This is a genomic window from Agrobacterium tumefaciens str. B6, from assembly GCF_001541315.1.
Classification (GTDB): domain Bacteria; phylum Pseudomonadota; class Alphaproteobacteria; order Rhizobiales; family Rhizobiaceae; genus Agrobacterium; species Agrobacterium radiobacter.
Genome location: NZ_LMVK01000001.1, coordinates 49,921 through 74,833 on the forward strand (window position 1 = coordinate 49,921; position 24,913 = coordinate 74,833).

A 24,913-nucleotide genomic window follows, 5' to 3' on the forward strand; every position below is an offset into this window, starting at 1 on the left:
AACATCACGGCCGGCTCAGCCCGGCAATTCAATAGCGCGATATATATCGCATGATATGTTTAGGCCAGCCCGAAACGGCGCATAAAATAAAACCGCCATGGCCGGGAGGGGTCGGCCATGGCGGTCATATTGGAGGACAAAGGCCCGGAGAGGGGGAAAGGCCTTTGTCCGGTCTGACGCGGCGGGGGACGAGCCAGCTATCAGACTACGGCGTGATCAGGCGCCGTCCCTTATGAAATGTGTCTGCAAATGCGGCTTTTCAAGGGAAGGGCGGATTACAAATCGGTAACGTTCAGGTGAATTTTGCAGGTCTGTGCTGGAGCCCCATTCCCCGCTCTTTACGGTGCGTTGTGCGAAGTTTCGGTAGACGTCAAAACGGCCCCGCGCTATCCATGCTACCCATGAAAAAAGGCGATCATCTCTTCCTCGTTGACGGTTCCGGTTTCATTTTCCGGGCCTTCCATGCAATCCCGCCGCTGAACCGCAAGTCGGACGGGCTGCCGGTCAACGCCGTTTCCGGCTTCTGCAACATGTTGTGGAAGCTCTTGAGGGATGCGCGCAATACCGATGTCGGCGTGACGCCTACTCATTTCGCGGTGATTTTCGACTATTCATCGAAGACCTTCCGCAACGAGCTTTATGATCTCTACAAGGCCAACCGCACCGCACCGCCGGAAGATCTGGTGCCGCAATTCGGCCTGATCCGCGAAGCGACGCGGGCCTTCAACCTTCCCTGCATCGAGACGGAAGGCTTCGAGGCTGATGATATCATCGCCACCTATGCCCGGCAGGCCGAAGCGATCGGCGCCGATGTCACCATCATCTCCTCCGACAAGGATCTGATGCAGCTCGTCACGGCCAATGTACACATGTACGACGCCATGAAGGACAAGCAGATCGGCATTCCTGATGTCATCGAGAAGTGGGGCGTAGGCCCTGAAAAGATGATCGACCTGCAGGCGATGACCGGCGATTCCACCGACAATGTGCCCGGCATTCCCGGCATCGGCCCGAAGACGGCGGCGCAGTTGCTGGAGGAATATGGCGATCTCGATACCCTCCTGACCCGTGCTGGCGAAATCAAGCAGCAGAAGCGGCGGGAGAATATCATCGCCAATGCGGAACTTGCCCGCCTTTCCAGACAGCTTGTGGCGCTCAGGACTGATGTGCCGCTGGAGCAGTCGCTTGAAGCTCTGGTGCTCGAACCGCAGAACGGGCCGAAACTGATCGCCTTCCTGAAGGCGATGGAGTTCACGACGCTGACACGCCGGGTGGCCGAGGCGACCGAAACCGACGCTTCTGCCATCGACCCTGCCAATGTGCCAGTGCAATGGGGTGCCGATGCCCATGGTCCCGATCTTGATGCGCCAGCCCCTGCCGTTCAGGCTGGTGAAGTGGCCACTAACACCGCTGGCGCCGCGGCTTCGCCCGCCGCTCCGGCAAGAAAAGTAACGGGGGAGGGCAGCGCGCCCGCCGATCTGGCCGCAGCGCGACAGGCGCTTTTTTCCGCCGCCAAGATCGATACGACAGCCTATCTAACGATCAGGGATCTTCCGACGCTCGACCGCTGGATTGCGGCGGCCCGGGAGACGGGCGTTGTCGCCTTCGATACGGAAACGACCTCGCTCGATCCGATGCAGGCCGAATTTGTCGGTTTTTCGCTGGCCATTGCCGATAATGGCAAGGATGCCACGGGCACCGATATCCGGGCCGCTTATGTTCCTTTGACGCACAAGACCGGCTCCGGCGGCGATCTCTTCAGCGATGGCATCAGAATGGCGGAGGGGCAGGTGCCCTTTGCCGAGGCGCTGGCGCGCCTGAAGGACCTGCTCGAAGATGAAGCTGTCCTGAAAGTCGCCCAGAACCTCAAATATGATTATCTGCTGATGAAACGCCACGGCGTCGTCATGCAGAGCTTCGACGACACGATGCTGATTTCCTATGTTCTCGAGGCCGGCAAAGCCACGCATGGCATGGATTCGCTGTCCGAGCGCTGGCTCGGCCACACGCCGATCGCCTATAAGGACGTGGCGGGATCGGGCAAGTCGAGCGTCACCTTCGATTTTGTGGATATCGACAAGGCGACAGCCTACGCGGCGGAAGACGCTGATGTCACGCTGCGGCTCTGGATAGCCCTGAAACCGCGGCTCGCCGCCGAGCGTCTGACCAGCGTCTATGAGCGGCTGGAGCGCCCGCTCGTGCCGGTTTTGGCACATATGGAAGAGCGCGGCATCACCGTCGACCGGCAGATCCTCTCGCGCCTTTCCGGCGAACTCGCGCAGAAGGCTGCGTCCTTCGAAGAGGAAATCTACGAGCTGGCAGGCGAGCGTTTCAATATCGGATCGCCAAAGCAGCTCGGTGATATCCTTTTCGGCAAGATGGGCCTGCCGGGTGGTTCCAAAACCAAGACCGGCCAATGGTCGACATCGGCGCAGGTTCTGGAAGATCTCGCGGCGGAAGGTATCGAACTGCCGCGCAAGATTGTCGACTGGCGGCAGCTGACGAAGCTGAAATCGACCTATACGGATGCGCTGCCGGGATATATCCATCCCGAAACGAAGCGGGTGCACACATCCTATGCGCTCGCCTCCACCACCACGGGACGCCTGTCCTCCTCGGAACCGAACCTTCAGAACATCCCGGTCCGCACTGCCGAAGGGCGCAAGATCCGCACGGCTTTCATCTCCACGCCGGGTCACAAGCTTCTGTCGGCCGATTACAGCCAGATCGAACTGCGCGTGCTGGCTCATGTCGCCGATATTCCGCAGCTTCGCAACGCCTTCGAAAACGGCATCGACATTCACGCGATGACGGCATCGGAAATGTTCGGCGTGCCTGTCGAAGGCATGCCGTCGGAAGTGCGCCGCCGCGCCAAGGCCATCAACTTCGGCATCATCTACGGCATTTCCGCTTTTGGCCTTGCCAATCAGCTCAGCATCGCCCGCTCCGAAGCAGGCGACTATATCAAGAAATATTTCGAGCGTTTTCCCGGTATTCGCGACTACATGGAGGCGACCAAGGCCTTCGCCCGCGAAAACGGTTATGTCGAAACGATTTTCGGCCGCCGCGCGCATTATCCGGAAATTCGCTCTTCCAATCCTTCGGTAAAAGCATTCAACGAGCGCGCGGCCATCAACGCGCCGATCCAGGGCTCGGCTGCCGATATCATCCGCCGTGCCATGGTCCGCATCGAGCCCGCGCTGGAGGCGGAAAAACTTTCCGCCCGCATGCTGTTGCAGGTGCATGACGAACTCATCTTCGAAGTCGAGGAAGCGGAGATCGAAAAGACCTTGCCCGTCGTCGTCTCTGTCATGGAAAACGCGGCCATGCCGGCGATTTCGATGAAGGTGCCGCTGAAAGTGGATGCTCGCGCGGCCGACAATTGGGATGAGGCGCACTGATCGGCGAACCGGCTTTCTGTGAATTCCGGGACATGAACCACTTCAAGGAGCGCGTCATTTTCGATAAGACGTGAGCCATGATTTGCGATGCCTGACGATCGCTTGTTGCGCTTATTCCGCTGAATCGGAAAAAATGCGCGTCAGGGCTGGTCAAAGCCCGTTTGGGCATGTATAAGCGCGCCAAATTTCCGATATCGAGACATCCGACATTCGGCCTTTGGTTCTGGCCGGTTCCGTTGTTTCGCCGCTTAAGTGGAGTAACAAAAATGGCTGTACCAAAAAGAAAAACAAGCCCGTCCAAGCGTGGCATGCGCCGCTCGGCTGACGGTCTCAAGTCTGCGACCTACGTTGAAGACAAGAACTCCGGCGAACTGCGCCGTCCGCACCATATCGATCTGAAGACCGGTATGTATCGCGGTCGTCAGGTTCTGACGCCGAAGGAAAGCGCATAAGCTTTTCTGAAATCATCTTTGCAAAAAACCGGTCCTCGTGGCCGGTTTTTTGTTTTTTGGACTGTCTGGCTGCCTTTTCCGCTCACTTGGAAAATTCGGCCGCTCCACCTACACTCTTTTAGGGAGAGCAGGTTTGATGCCTGCAACAGGAGGGGAGCTTCGGTGAAATATCGCTGGATTTTGTTGATGCTTCTCAGCTTCGGTCTCGGTTATGGCGCCGTGACGAGAGGCGGCGGCATCATTGCGGAAAGCTATTTCGGCGAAATGTCCGAGCAGGGCCGCACGACCCTCCGGTTGGCTGTCTCCGCTCTCGGCGGGCTTTTGAACCGTTACGAACCGCTGCCCGCCTTGATCGCCGATCACGACGACATTGAGGAACTGGTCGCACATCCCAAGGATGCCGAACTGCGCCAGCGCGCCAATGTCTACCTCAAATCTATTAACACCTTGCTGGAATCCTCCGATATCTACATCATCACGCTCGACGGGGAGACCATCGCCGCCAGCAACTATGATGGTCCGACGAGTTTCGTTGGTGAGAATTTCAGCTACCGCCCTTATTTTCAGGATGCCGCGAAGGGCTTGCAGTCGCGGTTCTTCGCGCTTGGCACCACCTCCCATAAGCGCGGCTATTATTTTTCCGCGCCCATCCTCTTCAATGAGGAAATCAAGGGCGTCATCGTCTTCAAGGTCGATATTGAAGGCATAGAGGCCTCATTCGGCGATGGTGAGAACCGAATTCTGGTCTCGGACCCTGAGGGCATCATCTTCATGACCGGAACGCCGCAATGGCTTTATTCCGGTCTGATGCCGCTGACGCCCGAACGGCTGGCACGAACGGAGGCTTCCCGCCGGTATGCCAATGCCACCCTCAAGGAACTGCCGCTGAAAAACGGCAATTTCGGTTCGCATCAGCTGATGACGATCGTCCAGGACGACGGCGAGAGGGAATATATGCTCCTGTCACAGCCCATGCCCGATGCCGGTTGGACGGTCAGCGTGCTGATGGATACAGGTTCGCTCAGGACGCAGGTCAAGACCGCGATGATCGCGATAATCCTGTGCCTGTGTCTGGCCGCCGCCGTGATTGCGGCCATGCTGCAAAGACGGCGGCGTCTGCGCGAACGGCTGATCCATCAGGCAGAGGCGCAGGCGGAACTGGAACGCCGGGTGGAGGAGCGCACTGCCGATCTGGCGCGGGTGAACCAGGAGATCGAACACGAAATCGCCGAACGCCGCCAGACGGAAAAACAGCTGCGCAAGATGCAGAACGATCTGGTGCAGGCCGGCAAGCTTGCAGCCCTCGGGCAGATGTCGGCGGCACTGTCGCATGAGTTCAACCAGCCGCTTGCCGCGGCCAAGAACTATGCCGAAAATGCTTCGCTTCTCGTGGAGCGCGGGCGGCTGGAAGAGGTGACGGAAAACCTCAGGCGTATTTCAGGCCTTATCGACCGCATGGCGTCGATCAGCAAGCATCTCAGGAATTTCGCCCGCAAGCCCAACGAAAAAATGGCAGCGGTGGGTCTGGAGGCGGTGCTTCGGGATACGCTCGAAATTGTCGGTGCGCGGTTGAAGGCCGCCGATGCGGTGCTGGATGTTGATCTCGGGCCGGTGCAGCTTGCGGTGAAAGCCGGCCCGGTGAGATTGCAGCAGGTGCTCGTCAACATCATCTCCAACGCGGCCGATGCTGTGGAAGGGCGCGAGGATCGCCATATTGCGCTGCAAGCCGTCCAGCATGGCCAGATGGTATCGATTTTCATCCGCGATCGTGGTCCCGGCGTGCCGGCGGCGATTTCGGAGCGCATTTTTGATCCCTTCTTCACCACCAAGGGTGTGGGACGCGGCCTGGGCCTTGGCCTGTCCATCTCCTACAACATCATCAAGGATTTTGGCGGTCAGCTGCGGGTGAGAAACCATGAAGAGGGCGGGGCGGAGTTCGAGATCGAATTGCCAGCCGCCGCCTGGCGCGTGGAGGCGGCTGCGGAATGACCATGTCGCGGGTTCTGTTGATTGATGACGAGGAGGAGCTGCGCTTTTCCACCGCGCAGGCGCTGGAGCTTTCCGGCTTTGCCGTCACCATGCTCGCGAGTGCCGAGCATGCGCTCGAACTCATCGGTTACAGCTTTGATGGCGTCGTGGTCAGCGATATCAGGATGCCTGGCATGGATGGCATGACGTTGCTGCAGAAGGTGCGCGAGCTCGATCCGGAAATACCTGTCATCCTGATGACGGGCCATGGTGATGTGCAGCTTGCGGTCAACGCCATGCGCAACGGCGCCTATGATTTCATCGAAAAGCCGTTCACGCCGCAATATCTCGCCGGCATCATCAAAAGGGCGAATGACCGGCGGGCGCTGGTGCTGGAAAACCGCCGCCTCAAGGCGGTGGCGGGCAAGCACGACGATCTCGAAACACGTCTGCCCGGCAGAACCCAGATCATGGTCGATCTGCGATACCGCATCCGCGCGATTGGCGCGACGGACGCCGATACGCTGATCGTTGGCGATACCGGCGCGGGCAAGGAGGTCGTGGCGCGCGCGCTTCACGATATCAGTGCCAGAAGCAACCGGCCCTTCGTTGCGATCAATTGCGCCGCCCTCCCGCAGACGTTGATCGAAAGCGAATTGTTCGGTCATGAGGCGGGTGCGTTTCCCGGCGCGCTTCGCCCGCGCTACGGCAAGTTCGAACATGCCCGCGGCGGCACGATCCTGCTGGACGAGATCGGCTCCATGCCCTTCGAATTGCAGGGCCGCTTCCTTCGTGTCCTGCAGGAACGGGTGATTACCCGTCTGGGCTCGAATGAAACGGTCGAACTCGATGTTCGCTTCATCGCCACAAGCAAGGTGGATCTGGAACAGGAAGTCGCGGCTGGCCGGTTCCGTGCCGATCTTCTTTATCGGCTCAACGTGGCTACACTTCTCGTGCCATCTCTCTCGCAGCGCAGTGCCGATATACCGCTCCTCTTCCTGCATCTCGTGCGGGAAGCTGCTGCGCGCTACGGGCGGGAAGACATGGAGGTGCCGCAAAATCTGCTCTCGGCCGTCTCCCTTCGTGAGTGGCCGGGCAACGTGCGTGAATTGCGCAATGCCGCAGACCGTTTCGTTCTCGGCCTGGAAAGCGATGTTTCCGAAGGGTCGTTGCCGTTTCAGGCTGACGGAAAAGCGGCTCTTGCTGCAAGGGTCGCGGCTTATGAAAAAAGCCTGATCGCACATGCAATTGCCGCTCACGGCGGAAATCTGAAATCCGTCTATGAGGCGCTCGGCATTTCGCGCAAAACGCTCTATGAAAAAATGCAGAAATACGGGCTGCACCGGCACATGACCGAGGTGTAGTGGGTGGATTTCCACCCATGAATAGGTGCTTATGGGTCGAAATCCACCCATTGCCTCTCGCGATAGCGATAAAAGCGCATCCCGGTGCAATACCGCCATTGCTGAACGGCAATCCCGGATCGCAAATATGTCACCCCGGTCGCCATGGAGGAGCATGCGCGGCTGAAGTGGCGAACATTTTCATCCGGGAGGAATCGATGAAAATACTGAAGACAGTCACCGGCCTTGCTGCCGCCGCTGCCGTTTCCCTTTTTGCGCTGTCCGCATCCGCTCAGAACTATCCAGAGCGCAACATCACCATGGTCGTGCCCTTTGCAGCCGGCGGCCCGACGGATACGGTCGCGCGTCTTGTTGCTGAATCCATGTCCAAGGATCTCGGTCAGCAGATCATCGTCGAAAATGTCGGCGGCGCAGGCGGCACGCTGGGTGCTGGTCGTGTGGCATCGTCCGATCCGGACGGTTACACCGTCCTTCTCCACCATATCGGCATGGCCACCAGCGCCACGCTCTACCGCAAGCTCGCCTATGACACGCTGAACGCCTTCGAATATGTTGGTCTCGTCACCGAAGTGCCGATGACGATCCTGTCGCGCAAGACCCTTGAGACGAAGGATCTGAAGGGTCTGATCGAATACGCCAAGGCGAACAAGGACAAGGTCACGGTTGCCAATGCCGGCATTGGCGCTGCCTCGCATCTCTGCGGCATGCTGTTCATGAGCGCCATCGAGACGCCACTGGTCACCGTTCCCTATAAGGGGACTGGGCCGGCCATGACCGATCTGCTCGGCGGCCAGGTCGACATCATGTGCGACCAGACCACCAACACCACCAAGCAGATTCAGGGCGGAACCGTGAAAGCCTATGCCGTAACCACGGCCAAGCGGCTGGACGTGCTGCCTGACGTGCCGACGGTCGTCGAGGCGGGCCTGCCGAAGCTTGAGGTTGGCATCTGGCACGGCATCTATACGCCCAAGGGCACGCCGGCTGAAATCAACGAAAAGCTCTCCAAGTCGCTGCAGGTCGCGCTGAAGGACAAGAATGTCGCGGCTCGTTTTGCAGAACTGGGCACCACGCCCTCTTCGGAAAGCGATGCGACGCCGGCGGCACTCAAGGCCAAGCTCGAAAGCGAAATCGCCCGCTGGAAGCCGGTGATCGAAGCTGCCGGCCAATATGCCGACTGATGAACGCGGAAGGACCGGCGGCATCGCCGCCGGTCGACCGTGATCATTTTAACAGGCGGACCGGTGTGATGCCGGCCGCGGTGGAGGGGCATCTTTCATGAAGTCATTATTTAATGACCCTGCCGAGGCAGTCTGCGGGGCAATTTTTATGGGACTTGGCGTCTTTTTCGCCTTGCAGTCCTATGGGCTGGAGATCGGAACCGCCTTTCGTATGGGGCCGGGCTATTTCCCGCTCGTTCTGGCAATTATCCTCATTCTGCTCGGTGGCATCATATTCCTCCGCTCAGCCCGCCCGGCCGGGGAAGGGATCGGAGCGATCGCATGGCGTGGCATATTCTTCATCCTGCCCGCGCCGATCTTCTTCGGTTTTACTGTCCGGGGTCTTGGTTTCGTGCCGGCGCTGTTTTTTAGCGCGCTCATCGCCTCGTTTGCCTCGCACAAGATGAGTCCGATCATGGCGATTATTCTTTCCGCAGCCATCACGGCCTTCTCCGTCGCTGTTTTCAATTACGGTCTCGGCCTGCCGTTCCAGCGCTTCGGCCCCTGGCTTAAATTTTGAGGTGCTGCGATGGATTTGCTTGATAATCTTGCTCTCGGTTTCGTCACCGCCTCATCGCTGGCAAACCTGTTCTTCTGCCTGATCGGCGTGTTGCTCGGCACCCTGATCGGCGTGTTGCCCGGCATCGGCGCGACGGCGACCATTGCCATGCTGCTGCCCATCACCTTTCAGCTCGAGCCCGTCTCGTCGCTGATCATGCTCGCCGGCATTTATTATGGCGCGCAATATGGCGGTTCCACCACGGCCATCCTGATCAACATGCCCGGCGAATCCTCCTCTGCCGTCACCGCCATCGATGGTTATCAGATGGCGCGCAAGGGCAAGGCAGGGGCTGCTCTCGCCATTGCCGCCATCGGTTCGTTCTTTGCCGGCACGGTTTCCACCTTCCTCGTCGCGATCTTTGCGCCGCCTCTGACCGCAATTGCGCTGGAGTTTGGTGCGGCGGAATATTTCTCACTGATGGTCGTCGGCCTCGTTTCGTCCATCGCCCTTGCCCATGGCTCCATCGTCAAGGCGCTGGCCATGGTCGTGCTTGGTCTGCTGCTCGGTCTGGTCGGCACGGATATCTACAGCGGTACGCCGCGCTTCACCCTTGGCATCCGCGAATATGCCGATGGTCTGAACTTCGTCGCCGTGGCTGTGGGTGTCTTCGGTATCGCCGAAATCCTGCGCAACCTCGAAAACGAGCGCACCCGTTCGGTGCTGATCGCCAAGGTCAGCGGGCTGATGCCCACGCGGGAGGATTTCCGGAAAATGGTCGGCCCGGTGCTACGCGGCACGGCCATCGGTTCCGCGCTCGGCATCCTGCCGGGCGGCGGCGCCATCCTCGCGGCCTTTGCGTCCTACACGGTGGAAAAACGCGTCTCCAAGAACCCGGAGGAATTCGGGCATGGCGCGGTGGCCGGTGTGGCCGGTCCGGAATCGGCCAATAATGCCGGCGCCCAGACCTCCTTCATCCCGCTGCTCACGCTCGGCATCCCCGCCAATCCGGTGATGGCGCTGATGATTGGGGCGATGATCATTCAGGGGATCGTGCCGGGTCCAAACGTTGCAATCGAGCAGCCGGCGCTGTTCTGGGGCATCATTGCCTCCATGTGGATCGGTAACCTGATGCTCGTTGTCCTGAACCTGCCCCTGATCGGGCTGTGGGTTAAGCTATTGACGGTGCCCTATTACGTGCTGTTCCCCATCATCATGGCTTTCTGCGCCATCGGGGTTTATAGCGTCAATTCCAACGTCTTTGATCTCTATGCCGTCGCCTTCTTCGGCTTCATCGGCTACGTGCTGGTGAAATTGCGCTGCGAGCCGGCGCCGCTGCTCCTCGGTTTCGTGCTTGGCCCGCTCCTGGAGGAAAACCTGCGTCGCGCGATGATCCTGTCCCGCGGTGATCCAACCACCTTCGTCACCCGGCCGATCAGCGCCACACTGCTTTTCATCGCTTTGGCCGTGCTGATCGTCGTCTTCCTGCCAAGCGTGAAGAAGAAACGAGAAGAGGTTTTCGTAGAAGAAGACTAAGCAATATCAAACTTCCCGACGCCGGCGATGGAAACATCGCCGGCTTTTTCCGTTTCCGGATCACCATGACGAATTCGCTTCACGAAAGCGACATATGGTTGACTCGCAAGCTTTTAGGCCCAAGGAAGGGCTGGAAAGAGAGGTCGATATGACGTCGGAAACCGAAAAACGGATCATCGCGCTCGAGGAGACGGTCGCGCATCAGGTGAAGGTGATAGAGGAACTGTCCGACCAGCTGGCGGAACAGTGGAAGGTGGTGGAGCAGACCCGCGCCAAGCTCGACCGCTTGACGGAGAGGTTCCTTAGCCTTGAGGAGCAATCGCTGGACGCGCCTGCGATCACCCGGCCGCCGCATTATTGACAGGGAAGAGCAGATGAAAAACGACACAGCCGCGCTTGCCGCCGATATCGTCGATTTCTGGAAGAAGGCCGGGCCGGACAAGTGGTTCGACAAGGATGCCGCCTTCGACAGTCATTTCCACGACCGTTTCCGCGATACCCATTTCGCGGCAGCACGGCGCGAACTGGATGACTGGCTGGAGGGTGCGGAAAGCAGCCTTGCGCTGATGCTTCTGCTGGATCAGTTTCCGCGCAATTGTTTTCGTGGCACCGCCCACATGTATGCCACAGACCCCCTGGTGCGGCTTTTCGCCGACGAGGCCATTCGCCGTGGCCATGATCAGGCCGTGAGCGAGGATTTGCGCGTCTTCTTCTACCTGCCCTTTTCCCATGCGGAGGATATCGCCGCCCAGCGGCGTGCCTGCGACCTGAACCAGCCGCTTGGCGGGCTTTATCTTCATCATGCCGAAGAGCATCGGGATATCGTCGAACGTTTCGGCCGCTTTCCGCATCGCAACGACATATTGCTGCGGGAAACGACGCCGGAGGAACGGCAATATCTGGAAGAAGGCGGCTTTTCCGGCTGAGCCCAAAAACGAAAACGCCGCCAGTCCCAAGGGAATGGCGGCGTTCTAAAAGCTTGGGACCGGCGGCAATCAGCCGTCGAAGAATTCCTTCATCCTGGCAAAGAAGCCCGTCGATTCCGGATTGTTCTCCTTCGACGAGAGCTGCTCGAACTCCTGCAACAACTCGCGCTGGCGCTTGCTGAGCTTCTGCGGGGTTTCGATCTGAATCTGGATATAGAGATCGCCCGTCTGCGCAGAACGCAATACCGGCATGCCCTTACCCTTCAGACGGAACTGCTTGCCCGGCTGGGTGCCTTCCGGAACCGTGACGCGTGACTTGGTGCCGTCGAGTGTCGTGACATCGAAGGTGCCGCCAAGCGCTGCCGTCGTCATGGAGATCGGTACGGTGCAATAAAGATCGGCACCGTCGCGCTGGAAGAACTCATGCGGACGCACGGACAGGAAGATATAGAGATCGCCCGCCGGACCGCCGCGCATGCCGGCCTCGCCTTCGCCCTGCAGGCGAATGCGGGTGCCGTCTTCGATACCCGAGGGAATGTTGACCGAGAGCGAGCGCTCTTCCGTTACACGGCCCTGACCATGGCACTTGCCGCACGGATCGGAGATCGTCTGCCCGCGGCCATGGCAGGTGGGGCAGGTGCGTTCCACCGAGAAGAAGCCCTGTGCTGCGCGCACGCGGCCGGAACCCTGACAGGTAGCGCAGGTCTTCGGCTGTGTACCTGGTTTGGCGCCAGAGCCCGAACAGACATCACAGGTGATCGAGGTAGGAACCCTGATCTGCGCCGTCTTGCCGGTGAAGGCTTCTTCCAGCGTGATTTCCATGTTGTAGCGAAGATCGGCGCCGCGTTCGCGCCCGCCGGAAGAGCGGCGCGCACGGCCACCACCCATCATCTCGCCGAAGATGTCCTCGAAGATGTCGGAGAAGCCGCCATTGGCGAAACCGCCGCCGCCAAAGCCGCCACCGCCGCCCATGCCGCCATTTTCAAATGCGGCGTGGCCGAAACGGTCATAGGCCGCGCGCTTCTGCGGGTCCTTCAGCGTTTCGTAGGCTTCGTTGATTTCCTTGAATTTCTGCTCGGATTCGGCGTTATCCGGGTTCTTGTCCGGATGGTATTTCATCGCGAGTTTGCGGAAGGCGCTTTTCAGCTCTTTTTCGTCCGCGGTCTTGCTGACGCCGAGTGTTTCGTAAAAGTCTGCTTTCGCCATTAAGTTAACAAGCCCCGCAAATGGATTTCCGGCTGCACTCGGCAGCCGGATGTCTTGCATATGTTGTCAGGAGACGGGAAGTCACGCGATTATGCGGACTTCTTGTCGTCCTTGATTTCTTCATAGTCGGCGTCGACGACGTCGTCCTTGCCGCCTTCAGAAGCATCACCGGCCTCGGCCTGCTGCGCTTCGTAAATGGCCTGACCAAGCTTCATGGAAACTTCCATGAGGGTCTGGGTCTTCGCCTGAATGTCGTCTGCGTCCGGCTCAGCGGCTTCGACAGCGGTCTTCAGGGCGGCTATGGCGTCTTCGATTGCCTTGCGGTCGGTCTCGGAAACCTTGTCACCATATTCCTTCACCGACTTCTCGGTGGAGTGAACGAGGCTTTCGGCCTGGTTCTTGGCTTCGACACCTGCACGACGCTTCTTGTCGGCTTCCGCATTGGCTTCGGCGTCCTTGACCATCTTTTCGATGTCGGCGTCGGAAAGACCGCCGGAGGCCTGGATACGGATCTGCTGTTCCTTGCCGGTACCCTTGTCTTTTGCCGAGACCTGCACGATGCCGTTGGCGTCGATATCGAAGGTGACTTCGATCTGCGGAACGCCGCGCGGCGACGGCGGCAGGCCGACGAGGTCGAACTGGCCGAGCAGCTTGTTGTCCTGGGCCATTTCGCGCTCGCCCTGCGAAACGCGGATGGTCACGGCCGACTGGTTGTCTTCGGCGGTCGAGAAGGTCTGGCTCTTCTTGGTCGGGATCGTCGTGTTGCGATCGATCAGACGGGTGAAGACGCCACCCAGCGTTTCGATGCCGAGCGACAGCGGGGTCACGTCGAGCAGCAGAACGTCCTTGACGTCGCCCTGCAGAACGCCGGCCTGGATGGCGGCGCCCATGGCAACCACTTCATCCGGGTTCACGCCCTTGTGCGGCTCCTTGCCGAACAGCTGCTTAACGACTTCCTGCACCTTCGGCATGCGGCTCATGCCACCGACGAGAACGACTTCATCGATCTCGGAAGCGGAAACGCCGGCATCCTTGAGCGCTGCCTTGCAAGGCGCAACGGTGCGCTGCACGAGGTCATCGACCAGGCTTTCGAACTTGGCGCGGGTCAGCTTCAGCGTCAGGTGCTTCGGGCCGGAAGCATCAGCCGTGATGAACGGCAGGTTGATTTCGGTCTGCTGCGAGGACGACAGTTCGATCTTCGCCTTTTCGGCAGCTTCCTTGAGGCGCTGCAGGGCAAGCTTGTCGTTCTTCAGGTCGATGCCCTGATCCTTCTTGAACTCGCCGGCCAGATATTCGACGAGACGCATGTCGAAGTCTTCACCGCCAAGGAAGGTATCACCATTGGTGGACTTCACTTCGAAAACGCCGTCGCCGATTTCCAGAACGGAAATATCGAAGGTGCCGCCGCCAAGGTCGTAAACGGCGATGGTCTTGCCGTCCTTCTTGTCGAGGCCGTAAGCAAGCGCTGCCGCGGTCGGCTCGTTGATGATGCGCAGAACATCCAGACCGGCAATGCGGCCGGCATCCTTGGTTGCCTGACGCTGGGCGTCGTTAAAATAGGCCGGAACGGTGATGACGGCCTTTTCGACCTTTTCACCGAGATAGGATTCAGCCGTTTCCTTCATCTTCTGAAGGATCATCGCGGAAATCTGCGACGGGGAATAATTTTTGTCCTGAGCCTTCACCCATGCGTCGCCATTGTCGCCCTTGACGATTTCAAAGGGGACAAGAGCCTTGTCCTTTTCGACGGTCGGGTCTTCGTAACGGCGGCCGATAAGGCGTTTTACCGCAAACAGGGTATTGGTCGGGTTGGTGACCGCCTGGCGCTTGGCCGGCTGGCCGACAAGGCGTTCGCCATCGTCGGAAAATGCCACCATGGACGGCGTGGTGCGCGCGCCTTCCGCATTTTCAATTACTTTCGTGTCCTTGCCGTCCATCACTGCGACGCAGGAATTGGTCGTGCCAAGGTCGATACCGATTACTTTTGCCATGCTCTTCTCTCCTTGAAGCGAGCCGTCGGAACCCCGTGAGGCATTCCATTGACAACTCCTTGACTTGGATTTGCAGTATTCGCTGCAGTTATGCGGCGTATATAAGGAGCGATTTTTCCTGCTGCAAGGCGCAAGAGAGGGGTAAGAGCAGCAAAAAGCGGATGAATCCCTTGTCTGTGCAGAAGCATAGCCATCAACGCATGCGGAAGCGGAAAAACGCGACTTTGACGCTACGTCCTTGCAACACGGTCGGCAACACCAAGGTTCATATGTAAGTCGGTGAAGATGAGGTGAAATGGCGGACAGGGTGGGATTCGAACCCACGGTACGCTTTCACGCACACACGCGTTCCAGGCGTGCGCCTTAAACCACTCGGCCACCTGTCCTTTTTCAAGTCTGCATGTCATGAAGAATGCAAATCACTGGAACGGCGCGATATATACCGATGAATTCGCAGGGATCAACACGAATCTGACAGTTTTTTGAAATGTCGGCAATTTCCTGTGTTCCGACGCGATTGCAAACCGGTTTTCCCACCTTTATCGATGCATTATAGGTTTCAAAAAGTGGCTGTCCGACGGGCAGATCGTGAGCGAGGTATACCAATGAAAGCTTTTTTGCGGTTTTTGAGCTTTCTTTTCCTCGTTGCGGCGGTTTTTCTGGGCGTGCTCGATTCGATCCGCTCGGTTTCCACATCCTCGGTCGACATCACCGGTATCCTGTCCGTCTGGAACTATCTTCTTCCTGCCTCCCGCACCATGGTGGAAGCGGCCTTGGCTCACTATATTCACCCTGAAGCGTGGCGCTTCATTGAAAATGCCCTGACGGCGGTGCCCGCATTTGCCGTTTCCCTGGCGCTTTCCCTGCTCTGCTGGATGGCGGGGTACAGGAAACACAGGCCGATGAGGCGTTTGTCAGCCTGACTTGTGTCAGCCGAATTGCGCGCGCCCGCAGATGTGAACCATGAAAAGCGGCGGAGCTGGCCGCATGGAGGACCGAATGTTCCTGTTCGATACGCTTTCAAAAAAGACGACGATGCCGACGCAAGAAACCGCCTTGCCTGGCCGTGAAGCGGCGCTTGCGGTGCCGGAGGCCCATTTCGTCAATGGCCGGCCTTTGAAGGGGCCTTATCCCGACGGCCTTGAAACCATCTATCTCGGCATGGGCTGCTTCTGGGGCGCGGAACGGCTGTTCTGGAAAACGCCGGGTGTGTGGGTGACGGCGGTGGGGTATGCCGGCGGTTTCACCCGCAATCCCACCTATCAGGAGACGACGACAGGTCAGACGGGCCACGCGGAAGTGGTCAAGGTTGTCTACGATCCGGCCGTGATCTCGCTCTCGGGCCTCTTGAAGATATTTTTTGAGGAGCACGATCCGACGCAGGGCATGCGACAGGGCAACGATGTCGGCACGACCTATCGTTCCGCCATCTACGCGACGACGGAAGGCCAGTTGCAGCAGGTGCAGAAGGCCCGCGATGCTTTTCAACAGGCTTTGGAGGAGGCTGGCCATGGCAGTGCCATCACCACCGAGATCGGGCCGCTTGAAAAGTTTTATTACGCTGAAGACTATCATCAGCAATATCTTGCCAAGAACCCGGGTGGCTACTGCGGCCTCAGGGGAACGGGCGTAAGCTGCAATATCGACTAGATTTTTTGCAGGTCGCCCCGGTGGAAAGACCAAAAAAGCGCCAGAATAAAGTTTTTCCACCGGGTCAAAAAAACCGGATGAATTTTTCATTGAGCCATGCAAGGATATGAGCCAAGCACAGCCGGGAAACACGGCTGGCGGTTCCGCAGACATTCCCGGTCAACGGGTTTGCGGGAGGACCCTTAAAATATCAATTGCAACAACAGGGCTGCACAATGAAAAAATCCCTTCTGACGCTTTTTGCGCTTGCCGCAATGTCGGCTTCCGCGCTCGCCGCCGATATCAAGCCGGCACTGGTCTATGGCACGGGCGGCAAGTTCGACAAGTCGTTCAACGAAGCCGCTGCGGCCGGCGCTGAAAAGTTCAAGGCGGAAACGGGCATCGACTACCGCGACTTCGAACCGACCAGCGACACGCAGGGTGAACAGGCTATCCGCAACTTCGCGAGCAAGGGCTTCAACCCGGTTGTTGCTGTCTCCTTCGCCTGGACCTCGGCCATGGAAAAGGTCGCAGCCGAATTCCCCGATACCAAGTTCGTCATCGTTGATTCCGTCGTCGAGCTGCCGAATGTACGCTCCGTTGTCTACAAGGAGCACGAAGGCTCCTATCTCGTTGGTCTGCTGGCTGGCATGGCCTCCAAGACCGGTAAGGTCGGCTTCATCGGCGGCATGGATATTCCGCTGATCCGCAAGTTTGCCTGTGGTTATGCGCAGGGCGCCAAGGCCGCGAACGACAAGATCGAAGTCTTCCAGAACATGACCGGCACCACGGGTGCTGCCTGGAACGATCCGGTGCGCGGTGGTGAACTCACCAAGAACCAGATCGACCAGGGTGCTGACGTGATCTACGCGGCAGCTGGTGCGACCGGTATCGGCGTGTTGCAGACCGCCGCCGACAACAAGAAGTTCTCGATCGGCGTCGATTCCAACCAGAACCATCTGCATCCCGGTTCGGTTCTGACCTCGATGGTCAAGCGCGTCGATCTGGCTGTCTACAATGCCTACAAGGATGCCAAGGACGACAAGTTCACCCCCGGCATCGTTGCGCTGGGCGTCAAGGAAGACGGCGTCGCTTACGCTGTTGACGACAACAACAAGGCCCTGATCACACCGGAAATGACCGCCGCCGTGGACAAGGCAAAGGCCGACATCATTGCCGGCAACGTCAAGGTTCATGACTATATGGCGGACAATTCCTGCCCGAAATGATATGATATGTGACTGGGGCGCATGATGATTTTTCATCTTGCGCCCTTTTCATATCCAGCCTTCGGAGAGGTTTCGGTTTGAGTATGGACCCAGCAATCGAACTCGTGGGCATCGACAAGAAATTCGGTGCCGTTCACGCCAACAAGAATATCAATCTGACCGTTGCCAAGGGCACGATCCACGGCATCATCGGGGAAAACGGCGCCGGAAAATCGACCCTGATGTCGATCCTCTACGGTTTTTATCAGGCCGATGCCGGCGAAATCCGGGTGAATGGTGCGCCGGTCTCGATCCGCGACAGTCAGGCCGCGATCAGTTCGGGCATCGGTATGGTGCATCAGCACTTCATGCTGGTGGAAAATTTCACCGTGCTTGAAAACGTCATGCTGGGCGCGGAAGGCGGAGCATCGCTCGCCAAGGGTCGGGCAGCCGCGCGCAAGGAGCTGCAGCGCCTCGAGGACGATTACGGGCTGGAAGTCGATCCCGATGCGGTGATCGAGGAATTGCCCGTTGGCCTGCAGCAACGTGTCGAAATCCTCAAAGCCATGTATCGTGGCGCGGAAATCCTGATCCTCGATGAGCCGACCGGTGTTCTGACTCCGGCTGAAGCCGATCACCTTTTCAAGATCCTCGGCGTCCTGCGCGAGCAGGGCAAGACTGTCATCCTTATCACCCACAAGCTGCGCGAGATCATGGCGATAACGGATTCCGTCTCCGTCATGCGCCGCGGCGAAATGGTGGCGACCCGCAAGACCTCCGAAACCAGCGTCGAGGAACTGGCCGAACTGATGGTCGGCCGCCGGGTGCTGCTCAGGGTGGAAAAGGGTGAGACGACGCCGGGCGAGGTTTTGCTTTCCATCCGCAATCTCACTGTCAAGGACAGCCGCGGCGTCACCATGGTGGATGATGTCTCGCTCGATGTCCGTGCCGGTGAAATCGTCGGCATCGCCGGTGTGGCGGGTAATGGCCAGTCCGAACTTCTCGAGGCGATCGCGGGAATCCGCAAGCCCCATTCGGGTGAGATATGGGTGGCCGGACAGAAGGTCGACCGTCCCGATCCGGCCATTTTGCGCGAGCTCGGTCTCGCGCATATTCCGGAAGACCGACACCATATGGGGCTGGTGCTGAAATTCGAGGAATATGAAAACTCCATCCTCGGCTATCACCACGATGAGCGCTACGGCAAGGGACCGTTCCTCAACCCCGAAGCCATCCGCAAGGATGCGGTCGAAAAAATCGAGAAATACGATATCCGTCCGCCGAACCCGCAGCTGAAGACCGCCAATTTTTCCGGCGGCAACCAGCAGAAGATCGTCGTCGCCCGCGAAATCGAACGTGACCCCAAGATGCTGATCATCGGCCAGCCGACCCGCGGCGTGGATATCGGCGCCATCGAATTCATCCATCGCCGCATCATTGAAATGCGCGATGCCGGAAAGGCTATCCTGCTTGTTTCGGTCGAACTCGATGAAATCCGTTCCCTTTCGGACCGGATCATGGTCATGTTCGCCGGGCGTGTCGTTGGAGAAAAAACGGCGGAAGCCGAAGAACAGACGCTGGGCCTGATGATGGCCGGCATCGCCGCATGAGGCATGAATGAGCACCGCTTCCACCCCCCTGCCAAACTGGATCAGCTACGGCCTGCTGCCGCTGCTGAACGTCGTCACCGCCTTTCTGATTTCCGGCCTCGTCGTCTGGTCCATCGGTGAAAATCCGCTGGCGGCACTTCGCCTGCTCGTCGAAGGCGCCCTCGGTCGTGGCGACGCCATCGGCTTCACGCTGTTTTACACGACGAGCTTCATCTTCACCGGCCTCTCCGTTGCGGTCGCTTTCCATGCCGGCCTGTTCAATATCGGCTCCGAAGGTCAGGCCTATATTGGCGGGCTGGGTGCCGCACTGGTGGCGCTTGCGCTCGACCGTTATGTGCCCTGGTATGTGACGATGCCCTTCGCCGTCATCGGTGCTGCACTTTTCGGCGCGGCCTGGGCTTTCATTCCGGCATGGCTGCAGGCAAAACGCGGCAGCCACGTCGTCATCACCACCATCATGTTCAACTTCATCGCCGCGGCCTTGATGGTCTATCTGCTGGTGAATGTGCTGATCGTGCCAGGCAAGATGGCCCCGGAAACGCGCACCTTCTTGGCCGGTGGCCAATTGCCGAAGCTGGACTGGCTGATGGCGCTGTTCGGCCTCAAGCTCGGGCCGGCGCCGTTCAACGTCTCCTTCATCATCGCGCTGGTCATGTGTTTCCTCGTCTGGGTGCTGATCTGGCGCACCAAGCTCGGGTACGAGATGCGCACGCTCGGCGTCAGCCCTTCAGCGGCCGTTTATGCCGGCATTCCCTATGCGCGCACCGTCATCATCGCCATGCTCATTTCTGGTGGTCTGGCGGGAATGATGGCGCTGACCCCTGTCATGGGCGCTTCCGCCCGCCTGCAGGTGGAATTCGTCGGTGGCGCAGGTTTCGTCGGCATCGCCGTGTCGCTGATGGGGCGAAGCCACCCGCTCGGCATCATCTTCGCGGCATTGCTGTTCGGCATTCTCTATCAGGGCGGCGCGGATCTTTCCTTCGAAATGCCTAACATTACCCGCGAAATGATCGTGGTCATTCAGGGTCTGGTGATCCTCTTCGCTGGCGCGCTGGAATATATGTACCGGCCGGCGATCGTCCACATCTACCAGCGCTTGGCAAAGGGGTGAGCTGATATGGATTTCTTCGATATGATGGTCAGCATCCTCGGCTCGACCGTCCGTCTCACCATCCCGCTGCTCTTCACCGCGCTTGCCGGGCTTTTTTCCGAACGCGCCGGCGTGTTCGATATCGGCCTTGAAGGCAAGATGCTGGCGGCGGCCTTCGCGTCCGCCTGTGTTGCCTATATCACCGCAAATCCCTGGGCCGGTCTGCTGGCCGGCATTGCCGTCTCCATCCTGTTCTCGCTGATCCATGGTTTCGCTGTCATCACCAATCGCGGCAACCAGATCGTATCGGGCGTGGCGTTGAACTTCATTGCTGCCGGTCTGACCGTGGTTCTGGGGCAGGCCTGGTTCGGGCAGGGCGGCCGCACGCCGCAATTGCCGGGGGAGGGCCGTTTTGCCCCGATCATCTTGCCCGGTGCGGATACGATGCGGGAGGTGCCTTTCATCGGCCCGCTCTACGCTAACGTAATCTCCGGCAATAACATCCTCACCTATCTCGCCTTTCTGGCGGTGCCGCTGTCCTGGTGGGTGCTTTATCGCACCCGTTTCGGCCTGCGTCTGCGCGCTGTCGGTGAAAATCCGGGTGCCGTCGATACGGCAGGCATTTCGGTGACGTGGATGCGCTACCGCGCCGTTATCGTTGCCGGTTTCCTTTGTGGTTTTTCGGGCGCCTATCTCGCCGTTGCGCAATCGGCGGCCTTCATTGCCAACATGTCGGCGGGCAAGGGCTATATCGCGCTGGCGGCGCTGATCTTTGCAAAATGGAAGCCGGTGCCGGTCATGTTCGCCTGCCTGCTGTTCGGTTTTCTGGATGCCTTTGCCAACTTCATGCAGGGCAAATCCGTGCCCGGCATCGGCGAGGTGCCGGTGCAGATATTCCAGGCCATGCCCTATATTCTGACCTGCATCCTGCTTGCCGGTTTCATCGGCGTCGCCAAGCCACCAAAGGCCGGTGGCGTTGCCTATGCGAAGGAGCGTTAAGCTTATGTCCTCCGATACCCAATCCCATGCCCTGTTCGAGGCAGCGGTGGAGGCAATGGCCTTTGCCCACGCGCCCTATTCGAAATTCCCGGTTGGTGCAGCAATCCGCGCCGAAGACGGCAAGATCTACAAGGGCGCCAATATCGAGAACCTTTCCTTCCCGCAGGGCTGGTGCGCCGAACCTTCCGCCATCAGCGCCATGATCATGGGTGGGGCAAAAAAGATCAGCGAAATCGCCGTCATCGCCGAAAAGCTTGCTCTCTGCCCTCCCTGCGGCGGATGCCGGCAGAAGATCGCCGAATTCGCCACGCCGGAGACGAAAGTCTATCTGTGCGACGAAACCGGCGTCCAGAAGGTCATGACCATGGAAGAGCTTTTGCCCTTCAGCTTCAAGACAGAGCTGCCCTGATGCCGGATATGCTGATCGATATTCTGGTGGAGCGCTTGAACGGCCTGATGCCGCGCGTGGCCATCGTCCTCGGCTCGGGTCTGGGTTCTCTGGTGGAAGAGGTCAGCGATCCGATCCGGGTGCCCTATGCCGAACTCCCTGGTTTTCCCGCAAGTGGCGTCTCTGGCCATGCGGGCGAGCTGGTGGCCGGTTATCTCGGTGGTGAACCGGTCATGATGCTCTCCGGCCGGGTGCATTATTACGAAAAGGGCGATCCCTCCGCCATGCGTGCGATCATCGGGGCGCTGGCTGGTCTCGGCGTGCAGTCACTCATCCTCACCAATTCGGCGGGTTCGGTAAGGCAGGATATGCCGCCCGGCTCGGTCATGCAGATCACCGATCACATCAACTATTCCGGCATGAACCCGTTGATCGGCGAGGAAAGCGACCGACGCTTCGTCGGTATGACGACAGCTTACGATCCTGATCTGATGCTTGCCATGCGCAATGCCGCGATCCGCGCGACGGTGCCTTTGTTCGGTGGTGTCTATATGTGGTTTTCCGGCCCGAGCTTTGAAACGCCCGCGGAAATCCGTATGGCGCGGCTGCTGGGAGCGGATGCCGTCGGCATGTCCACCGTGCCGGAAGTCATCCTTGCTCGCTTTTTCGGGATGCGTGTTGCCGCCGCATCGGTTATTACCAATTACGGTGCCGGCATGACCGGCGCGGAACTGAGCCATGAAGAAACCAAGGATATGGCTCCCGTGGGTGGCAAGAGGCTTGCCGCCATTCTGAAGGAAATGATCGCAGGAGGAGCGTGACCATGGAACTCCAGCGTCCGCGCGAAGCGGCTGCCCTGACACTGTCCTTGCTGGACCTGACAAACCTCAAGGAAGACTGCACGCCTGAGCAGATTGCTGCTTTGTGCCAGAGGGCGCATACGGAATATGGCAATACGGCGGCGATCTGCATCTGGCCCCGCTTCGTCGCTCAGGCGCGTGCGGCGTTCGGAAAGGACCACGCGATCCGCATCGCCACGGTCGTCAACTTTCCTTCGGGTGACCTCGACGTCGCAAACGTGGTCGCGGAAACCGAGGCCGCGATCCGCGACGGCGCCGACGAAATCGATCTGGTCATTCCCTATCGCAAATTCATAGCAGGCGATGAATCGGCGGTTTCCACCATGGTGGCCGCTGTGCGTAAGGCCTGCGCAGCACCCGTGCTTCTCAAGGTCATTCTTGAAACCGGTGAGCTGAAGGACAAGGCGCTGATCCGTCGCGCTTCCGAGATCACCATTGCCGAGGGGGCCGATTTCATCAAGACCTCTACCGGCAAGGTCGCGATCAACGCCACGCTGGAAGCGGCCGACATCATGTTGCAGGCGATCCGCGACAGCAGGCAAAAGGTTGGCTTCAAGCCCGCTGGCGGCATCGGTACGGTGGAAGACGCCACGCTTTATCTGCGGCTGGCGGAAACCATCATGGCGCCCAACTGGGCCATGCCGTCCACCTTCCGTTTCGGCGCTTCCGGCGTCCTCGACGACGTATTGAACGTGCTGGCCGGCGGTGAGCCGGCCAAGGCTGCCAGCGGGGATTGAGCTTGATCCCGCAGGAAATCATCCGCCGCAAACGTGGTGGCCTGTCTCTGGAACCGCAGGAGATCGCCGCTTTCATAAGCGCGCTTTCGAAAGACGGCATATCGGAAGGCCAGGCGGCGGCCTTTGCCATGGCTGTGTTTTTCCGCGGCATGAACCGGGACGAGATGGTGGCGCTGACGCTCGCCATGCGCGACAGCGGCGATGTTCTGTCCTGGAGCGATATCGGCAGGCCGGTGGCGGACAAGCACTCGACCGGCGGTGTCGGCGACAATGTCTCCCTGATGCTTGCTCCCATCGTTGCCGCCTGCGGTCTCGCCGTGCCTATGATCTCCGGCAGGGGTCTCGGCCATACCGGCGGCACGCTCGACAAGCTGGAGGCGATCCCCGGTTATAACGTCTTGCCGGACGAGGCGCTGTTTCGCCAGACGGTGAAAACGGTCGGCTGCGCCATCATCGGCCAGACGGGCGATCTCGCCCCCGCCGACAAGCGCCTCTATGCCATCCGCGACGTGACCGCGACGGTGGATTCCATACCGCTGATCACCGCCTCCATCCTGTCGAAGAAGCTTGCAGCCGGGCTGCAGACGCTGGTTCTGGATGTGAAGGTCGGTAACGGTGCTTTCATGCAGAGCGTGGAGGATGCCCGCAATCTCGCCCGCGCGCTGGTCGATGTGGCGAATGGCGCGGGCCTGCCGACGACGGCTCTGATAACCGACATGAACCAGCCGCTTGGCGATGCCGCGGGTAATGCGGTCGAAATCGTCAATTGCCTGGATTTTCTGGCTGGCCGCAAGGTGGGTACCCGTCTCGAACAGGTCGTGCTCGCCTTCGCTGCTGAAATGCTGGTGCACGCCGGAAGCGCTATTACGCTGGATGAAGGCGAGGCGCTCGCTGTGGCCGCTCTTTCCTCCGGCAGGGCCATGGAGGTCTTTGCGCGGATGGTTTCGGCACTCGGCGGGCCTTCGGATTTCGTTGACCGCCCGTCCCATTACCTGCCATCCGCACCGGCCACTCTCCCTGTTCCGGCTCCGCGCAGCGGCTGGCTCGCATCCTGTGCGACGCGCGATCTCGGTATGGTCGTTGTCGAGCTTGGCGGCGGCAGAAGAAAACCGTCGGATACCATCGACGCTGCGGTCGGTATTTCGGACATCCTGCCGCTCGGCACAAAAGTAGAAAAGGGCGAACCTATCGCCCTCGTCCACGCGGCTTCGAAAGAAGAAGCGGAACGCGCCGCCGAAAGGATTGCGGCCTGTTACGGGATTGGGGACTCTGTGACAGAGACCGGCAACGTGGTTCTTGAGCGGATTATCTGACCAGCCGCATTTCGCCGTTCGACACCTTGAATGACGACAATTGCTTCAAAAAGCTCATGCCGATCAGCATGTTGCTCAGCGCATTGTCTTTGAGCACCATGGCATCGACATTCTGGACACGGATCGTGCCGATTTCCACGCGGTCGAGCTTCACATAGGCCGCCATGGTCTGGCCGTTGGCGGTTGAGATCGCATATTTAAAGTCGAGGCTGTTGACGCCGAAACCGAGCCGCCGGGCGATCGTCTCGTTGATGGCGACCGTGGAGGCGCCTGTGTCGACAAGCCCGTCGAAAGATTTGCCGTTGATACGGAAGGTGGCATTGAAATGACCGCGCGCATCCGCCTTCAGACTGACGCTGCCCAGCGACACCGGCTGCGGTTTGGCAAGTTCGGCGGTGGCATCGGATTTTGCCGCGCCGGTTTCCGGGCGTGGCTGAAATTTTTCCATCAGCGCCGGGATCTGCGTGGCGCTGACCGAAAGACCGACAAGCAGAAAAATCGCACGCGCCAGCAAGT

22 protein-coding genes and 1 tRNA gene are annotated in these 24,913 nt (G+C 59.3%); 19 read left to right on the forward strand and 4 right to left on the reverse strand.

The window, feature by feature from the left end; all coding sequences use genetic code 11:
* Window positions 1–401: 401 nt before the first annotated feature.
* The 9 genes from polA (at window position 402) to ASB65_RS00280 (ending at window position 11,366) form a co-directional block, all read left to right on the forward strand.
* Window positions 402–3,401 carry a DNA polymerase I gene (gene polA / locus ASB65_RS00240; protein WP_060722719.1) on the forward strand — a complete coding sequence of 1,000 codons (3,000 nt, stop codon included), beginning with the start codon at window positions 402–404 and terminating at the stop codon, window positions 3,399–3,401.
* A gap of 266 nt (window positions 3,402–3,667) precedes the next feature.
* Complete coding sequence (rpmF, locus tag ASB65_RS00245; protein WP_003507205.1) at window positions 3,668–3,853, forward strand: 50S ribosomal protein L32; 186 nt, start codon at window positions 3,668–3,670, stop codon at window positions 3,851–3,853.
* A 186-nt stretch (window positions 3,854–4,039) separates the two neighbouring features.
* Window positions 4,040–5,842 carry a sensor histidine kinase gene (locus ASB65_RS00250; RefSeq protein ID WP_060722720.1) on the forward strand — a complete coding sequence of 601 codons (1,803 nt, stop codon included), beginning with the start codon at window positions 4,040–4,042 and terminating at the stop codon, window positions 5,840–5,842.
* The gene (locus ASB65_RS00255; protein ID WP_003507208.1) at window positions 5,839–7,185 is read left to right on the forward strand and encodes a sigma-54-dependent transcriptional regulator; all 1,347 of its coding nucleotides are present in this window, start codon (window positions 5,839–5,841) and stop codon (window positions 7,183–7,185) included. Before ASB65_RS00250 ends, ASB65_RS00255 begins: the two co-directional genes overlap by 4 nt.
* Window positions 7,186–7,382: 197 nt before the next feature.
* A complete protein-coding gene (locus ASB65_RS00260; protein ID WP_060723017.1) occupies window positions 7,383–8,366 on the forward strand; it encodes a tripartite tricarboxylate transporter substrate-binding protein in 984 nt (327 codons plus the stop codon).
* A 97-nt stretch (window positions 8,367–8,463) separates the two neighbouring features.
* Window positions 8,464–8,925: a tripartite tricarboxylate transporter TctB family protein gene (locus ASB65_RS00265; RefSeq protein WP_035213079.1), complete on the forward strand. Its 462-nt coding sequence runs from the start codon at window positions 8,464–8,466 to the stop codon at window positions 8,923–8,925.
* A 9-nt stretch (window positions 8,926–8,934) separates the two neighbouring features.
* A complete protein-coding gene (locus tag ASB65_RS00270; RefSeq protein ID WP_003507211.1) occupies window positions 8,935–10,440 on the forward strand; it encodes a tripartite tricarboxylate transporter permease in 1,506 nt (501 codons plus the stop codon).
* A gap of 148 nt (window positions 10,441–10,588) precedes the next feature.
* Complete coding sequence (locus ASB65_RS00275; RefSeq protein WP_035213112.1) at window positions 10,589–10,801, forward strand: SlyX family protein; 213 nt, start codon at window positions 10,589–10,591, stop codon at window positions 10,799–10,801.
* A gap of 13 nt (window positions 10,802–10,814) precedes the next feature.
* On the forward strand, window positions 10,815–11,366 hold the full coding sequence (locus ASB65_RS00280) for a DUF924 family protein (RefSeq protein ID WP_003507221.1): 552 nt from the start codon (window positions 10,815–10,817) through the stop codon (window positions 11,364–11,366).
* A gap of 69 nt (window positions 11,367–11,435) precedes the next feature.
* Here ASB65_RS00280 and dnaJ read toward each other — a convergent pair whose 3' ends face one another.
* From dnaJ to ASB65_RS00295, 3 genes are all read right to left on the reverse strand, one after another.
* Window positions 11,436–12,572, reverse strand: a complete 1,137-nt coding sequence (gene dnaJ, locus ASB65_RS00285; protein ID WP_003507223.1) for a molecular chaperone DnaJ — start codon at window positions 12,570–12,572, stop codon at window positions 11,436–11,438.
* Between the two features lie 89 nt (window positions 12,573–12,661).
* Window positions 12,662–14,563: a molecular chaperone DnaK gene (gene dnaK / locus ASB65_RS00290; protein ID WP_060722721.1), complete on the reverse strand. Its 1,902-nt coding sequence runs from the start codon at window positions 14,561–14,563 to the stop codon at window positions 12,662–12,664.
* Between the two features lie 296 nt (window positions 14,564–14,859).
* A tRNA-Ser gene (locus ASB65_RS00295) sits at window positions 14,860–14,949 on the reverse strand.
* A 219-nt stretch (window positions 14,950–15,168) separates the two neighbouring features.
* Between ASB65_RS00295 and ASB65_RS00305 the strand changes: the two genes are divergently transcribed.
* The 10 genes from ASB65_RS00305 (at window position 15,169) to deoA (ending at window position 24,397) form a co-directional block, all read left to right on the forward strand.
* Window positions 15,169–15,486, forward strand: a complete 318-nt coding sequence (locus tag ASB65_RS00305; protein ID WP_060722723.1) for a hypothetical protein — start codon at window positions 15,169–15,171, stop codon at window positions 15,484–15,486.
* 76 nt (window positions 15,487–15,562) lie between these two features.
* On the forward strand, window positions 15,563–16,213 hold the full coding sequence (msrA, locus tag ASB65_RS00310) for a peptide-methionine (S)-S-oxide reductase MsrA (RefSeq protein WP_060722724.1): 651 nt from the start codon (window positions 15,563–15,565) through the stop codon (window positions 16,211–16,213).
* Between the two features lie 215 nt (window positions 16,214–16,428).
* The gene (locus ASB65_RS00315) at window positions 16,429–17,421 is read left to right on the forward strand and encodes a BMP family lipoprotein (RefSeq protein ID WP_003507232.1); all 993 of its coding nucleotides are present in this window, start codon (window positions 16,429–16,431) and stop codon (window positions 17,419–17,421) included.
* Window positions 17,422–17,504: 83 nt separating this feature from the next.
* Complete coding sequence (locus ASB65_RS00320; protein WP_060722725.1) at window positions 17,505–19,010, forward strand: ABC transporter ATP-binding protein; 1,506 nt, start codon at window positions 17,505–17,507, stop codon at window positions 19,008–19,010.
* A gap of 7 nt (window positions 19,011–19,017) precedes the next feature.
* Window positions 19,018–20,121 (forward strand): ABC transporter permease, encoded by a 1,104-nt coding sequence (locus ASB65_RS00325; RefSeq protein ID WP_060722726.1) that lies wholly within the window; start codon window positions 19,018–19,020, stop codon window positions 20,119–20,121.
* Window positions 20,122–20,127: 6 nt separating this feature from the next.
* Entirely contained in the window at window positions 20,128–21,099 is a 972-nt protein-coding gene (locus ASB65_RS00330) for an ABC transporter permease (protein ID WP_003507239.1), read from the forward strand.
* Between the two features lie 4 nt (window positions 21,100–21,103).
* Window positions 21,104–21,508 carry a cytidine deaminase gene (locus ASB65_RS00335; RefSeq protein ID WP_003507241.1) on the forward strand — a complete coding sequence of 135 codons (405 nt, stop codon included), beginning with the start codon at window positions 21,104–21,106 and terminating at the stop codon, window positions 21,506–21,508.
* A complete protein-coding gene (locus ASB65_RS00340; RefSeq protein WP_003507243.1) occupies window positions 21,508–22,308 on the forward strand; it encodes a purine-nucleoside phosphorylase in 801 nt (266 codons plus the stop codon). Before ASB65_RS00335 ends, ASB65_RS00340 begins: the two co-directional genes overlap by 1 nt.
* Before the next feature lie 2 nt (window positions 22,309–22,310).
* A complete protein-coding gene (gene deoC, locus ASB65_RS00345; protein WP_060722727.1) occupies window positions 22,311–23,084 on the forward strand; it encodes a deoxyribose-phosphate aldolase in 774 nt (257 codons plus the stop codon).
* Entirely contained in the window at window positions 23,081–24,397 is a 1,317-nt protein-coding gene (deoA, locus tag ASB65_RS00350; RefSeq protein WP_081088388.1) for a thymidine phosphorylase, read from the forward strand. Before deoC ends, deoA begins: the two co-directional genes overlap by 4 nt.
* Here the strand turns inward: deoA and ASB65_RS00355 are convergent.
* Entirely contained in the window at window positions 24,390–24,911 is a 522-nt protein-coding gene (locus tag ASB65_RS00355; RefSeq protein ID WP_060722729.1) for a TIGR02281 family clan AA aspartic protease, read from the reverse strand. The two genes, deoA and ASB65_RS00355, sit on opposite strands and share 8 nt — an antisense overlap.
* Window positions 24,912–24,913 lie beyond the last annotated feature (2 nt).

Coding starts and splice junctions, on each gene's coding strand:
- polA (WP_060722719.1), top strand. CDS start 402: ATGAAAAAAGGCGATCATCTCTTCCTCGTTGACGGTTCCGGTTTCATT.
- rpmF (WP_003507205.1), top strand. CDS start 3,668: ATGGCTGTACCAAAAAGAAAAACAAGCCCGTCCAAGCGTGGCATGCGC.
- ASB65_RS00250 (WP_060722720.1), top strand. CDS start 4,040: ATGCTTCTCAGCTTCGGTCTCGGTTATGGCGCCGTGACGAGAGGCGGC.
- ASB65_RS00255 (WP_003507208.1), top strand. CDS start 5,839: ATGACCATGTCGCGGGTTCTGTTGATTGATGACGAGGAGGAGCTGCGC.
- ASB65_RS00260 (WP_060723017.1), top strand. CDS start 7,383: ATGAAAATACTGAAGACAGTCACCGGCCTTGCTGCCGCCGCTGCCGTT.
- ASB65_RS00265 (WP_035213079.1), top strand. CDS start 8,464: ATGAAGTCATTATTTAATGACCCTGCCGAGGCAGTCTGCGGGGCAATT.
- ASB65_RS00270 (WP_003507211.1), top strand. CDS start 8,935: ATGGATTTGCTTGATAATCTTGCTCTCGGTTTCGTCACCGCCTCATCG.
- ASB65_RS00275 (WP_035213112.1), top strand. CDS start 10,589: ATGACGTCGGAAACCGAAAAACGGATCATCGCGCTCGAGGAGACGGTC.
- ASB65_RS00280 (WP_003507221.1), top strand. CDS start 10,815: ATGAAAAACGACACAGCCGCGCTTGCCGCCGATATCGTCGATTTCTGG.
- dnaJ (WP_003507223.1), bottom strand. CDS start 12,572: ATGGCGAAAGCAGACTTTTACGAAACACTCGGCGTCAGCAAGACCGCG.
- dnaK (WP_060722721.1), bottom strand. CDS start 14,563: ATGGCAAAAGTAATCGGTATCGACCTTGGCACGACCAATTCCTGCGTC.
- ASB65_RS00305 (WP_060722723.1), top strand. CDS start 15,169: ATGAAAGCTTTTTTGCGGTTTTTGAGCTTTCTTTTCCTCGTTGCGGCG.
- msrA (WP_060722724.1), top strand. CDS start 15,563: ATGTTCCTGTTCGATACGCTTTCAAAAAAGACGACGATGCCGACGCAA.
- ASB65_RS00315 (WP_003507232.1), top strand. CDS start 16,429: ATGAAAAAATCCCTTCTGACGCTTTTTGCGCTTGCCGCAATGTCGGCT.
- ASB65_RS00320 (WP_060722725.1), top strand. CDS start 17,505: ATGGACCCAGCAATCGAACTCGTGGGCATCGACAAGAAATTCGGTGCC.
- ASB65_RS00325 (WP_060722726.1), top strand. CDS start 19,018: ATGAGCACCGCTTCCACCCCCCTGCCAAACTGGATCAGCTACGGCCTG.
- ASB65_RS00330 (WP_003507239.1), top strand. CDS start 20,128: ATGGATTTCTTCGATATGATGGTCAGCATCCTCGGCTCGACCGTCCGT.
- ASB65_RS00335 (WP_003507241.1), top strand. CDS start 21,104: ATGTCCTCCGATACCCAATCCCATGCCCTGTTCGAGGCAGCGGTGGAG.
- ASB65_RS00340 (WP_003507243.1), top strand. CDS start 21,508: ATGCCGGATATGCTGATCGATATTCTGGTGGAGCGCTTGAACGGCCTG.
- deoC (WP_060722727.1), top strand. CDS start 22,311: ATGGAACTCCAGCGTCCGCGCGAAGCGGCTGCCCTGACACTGTCCTTG.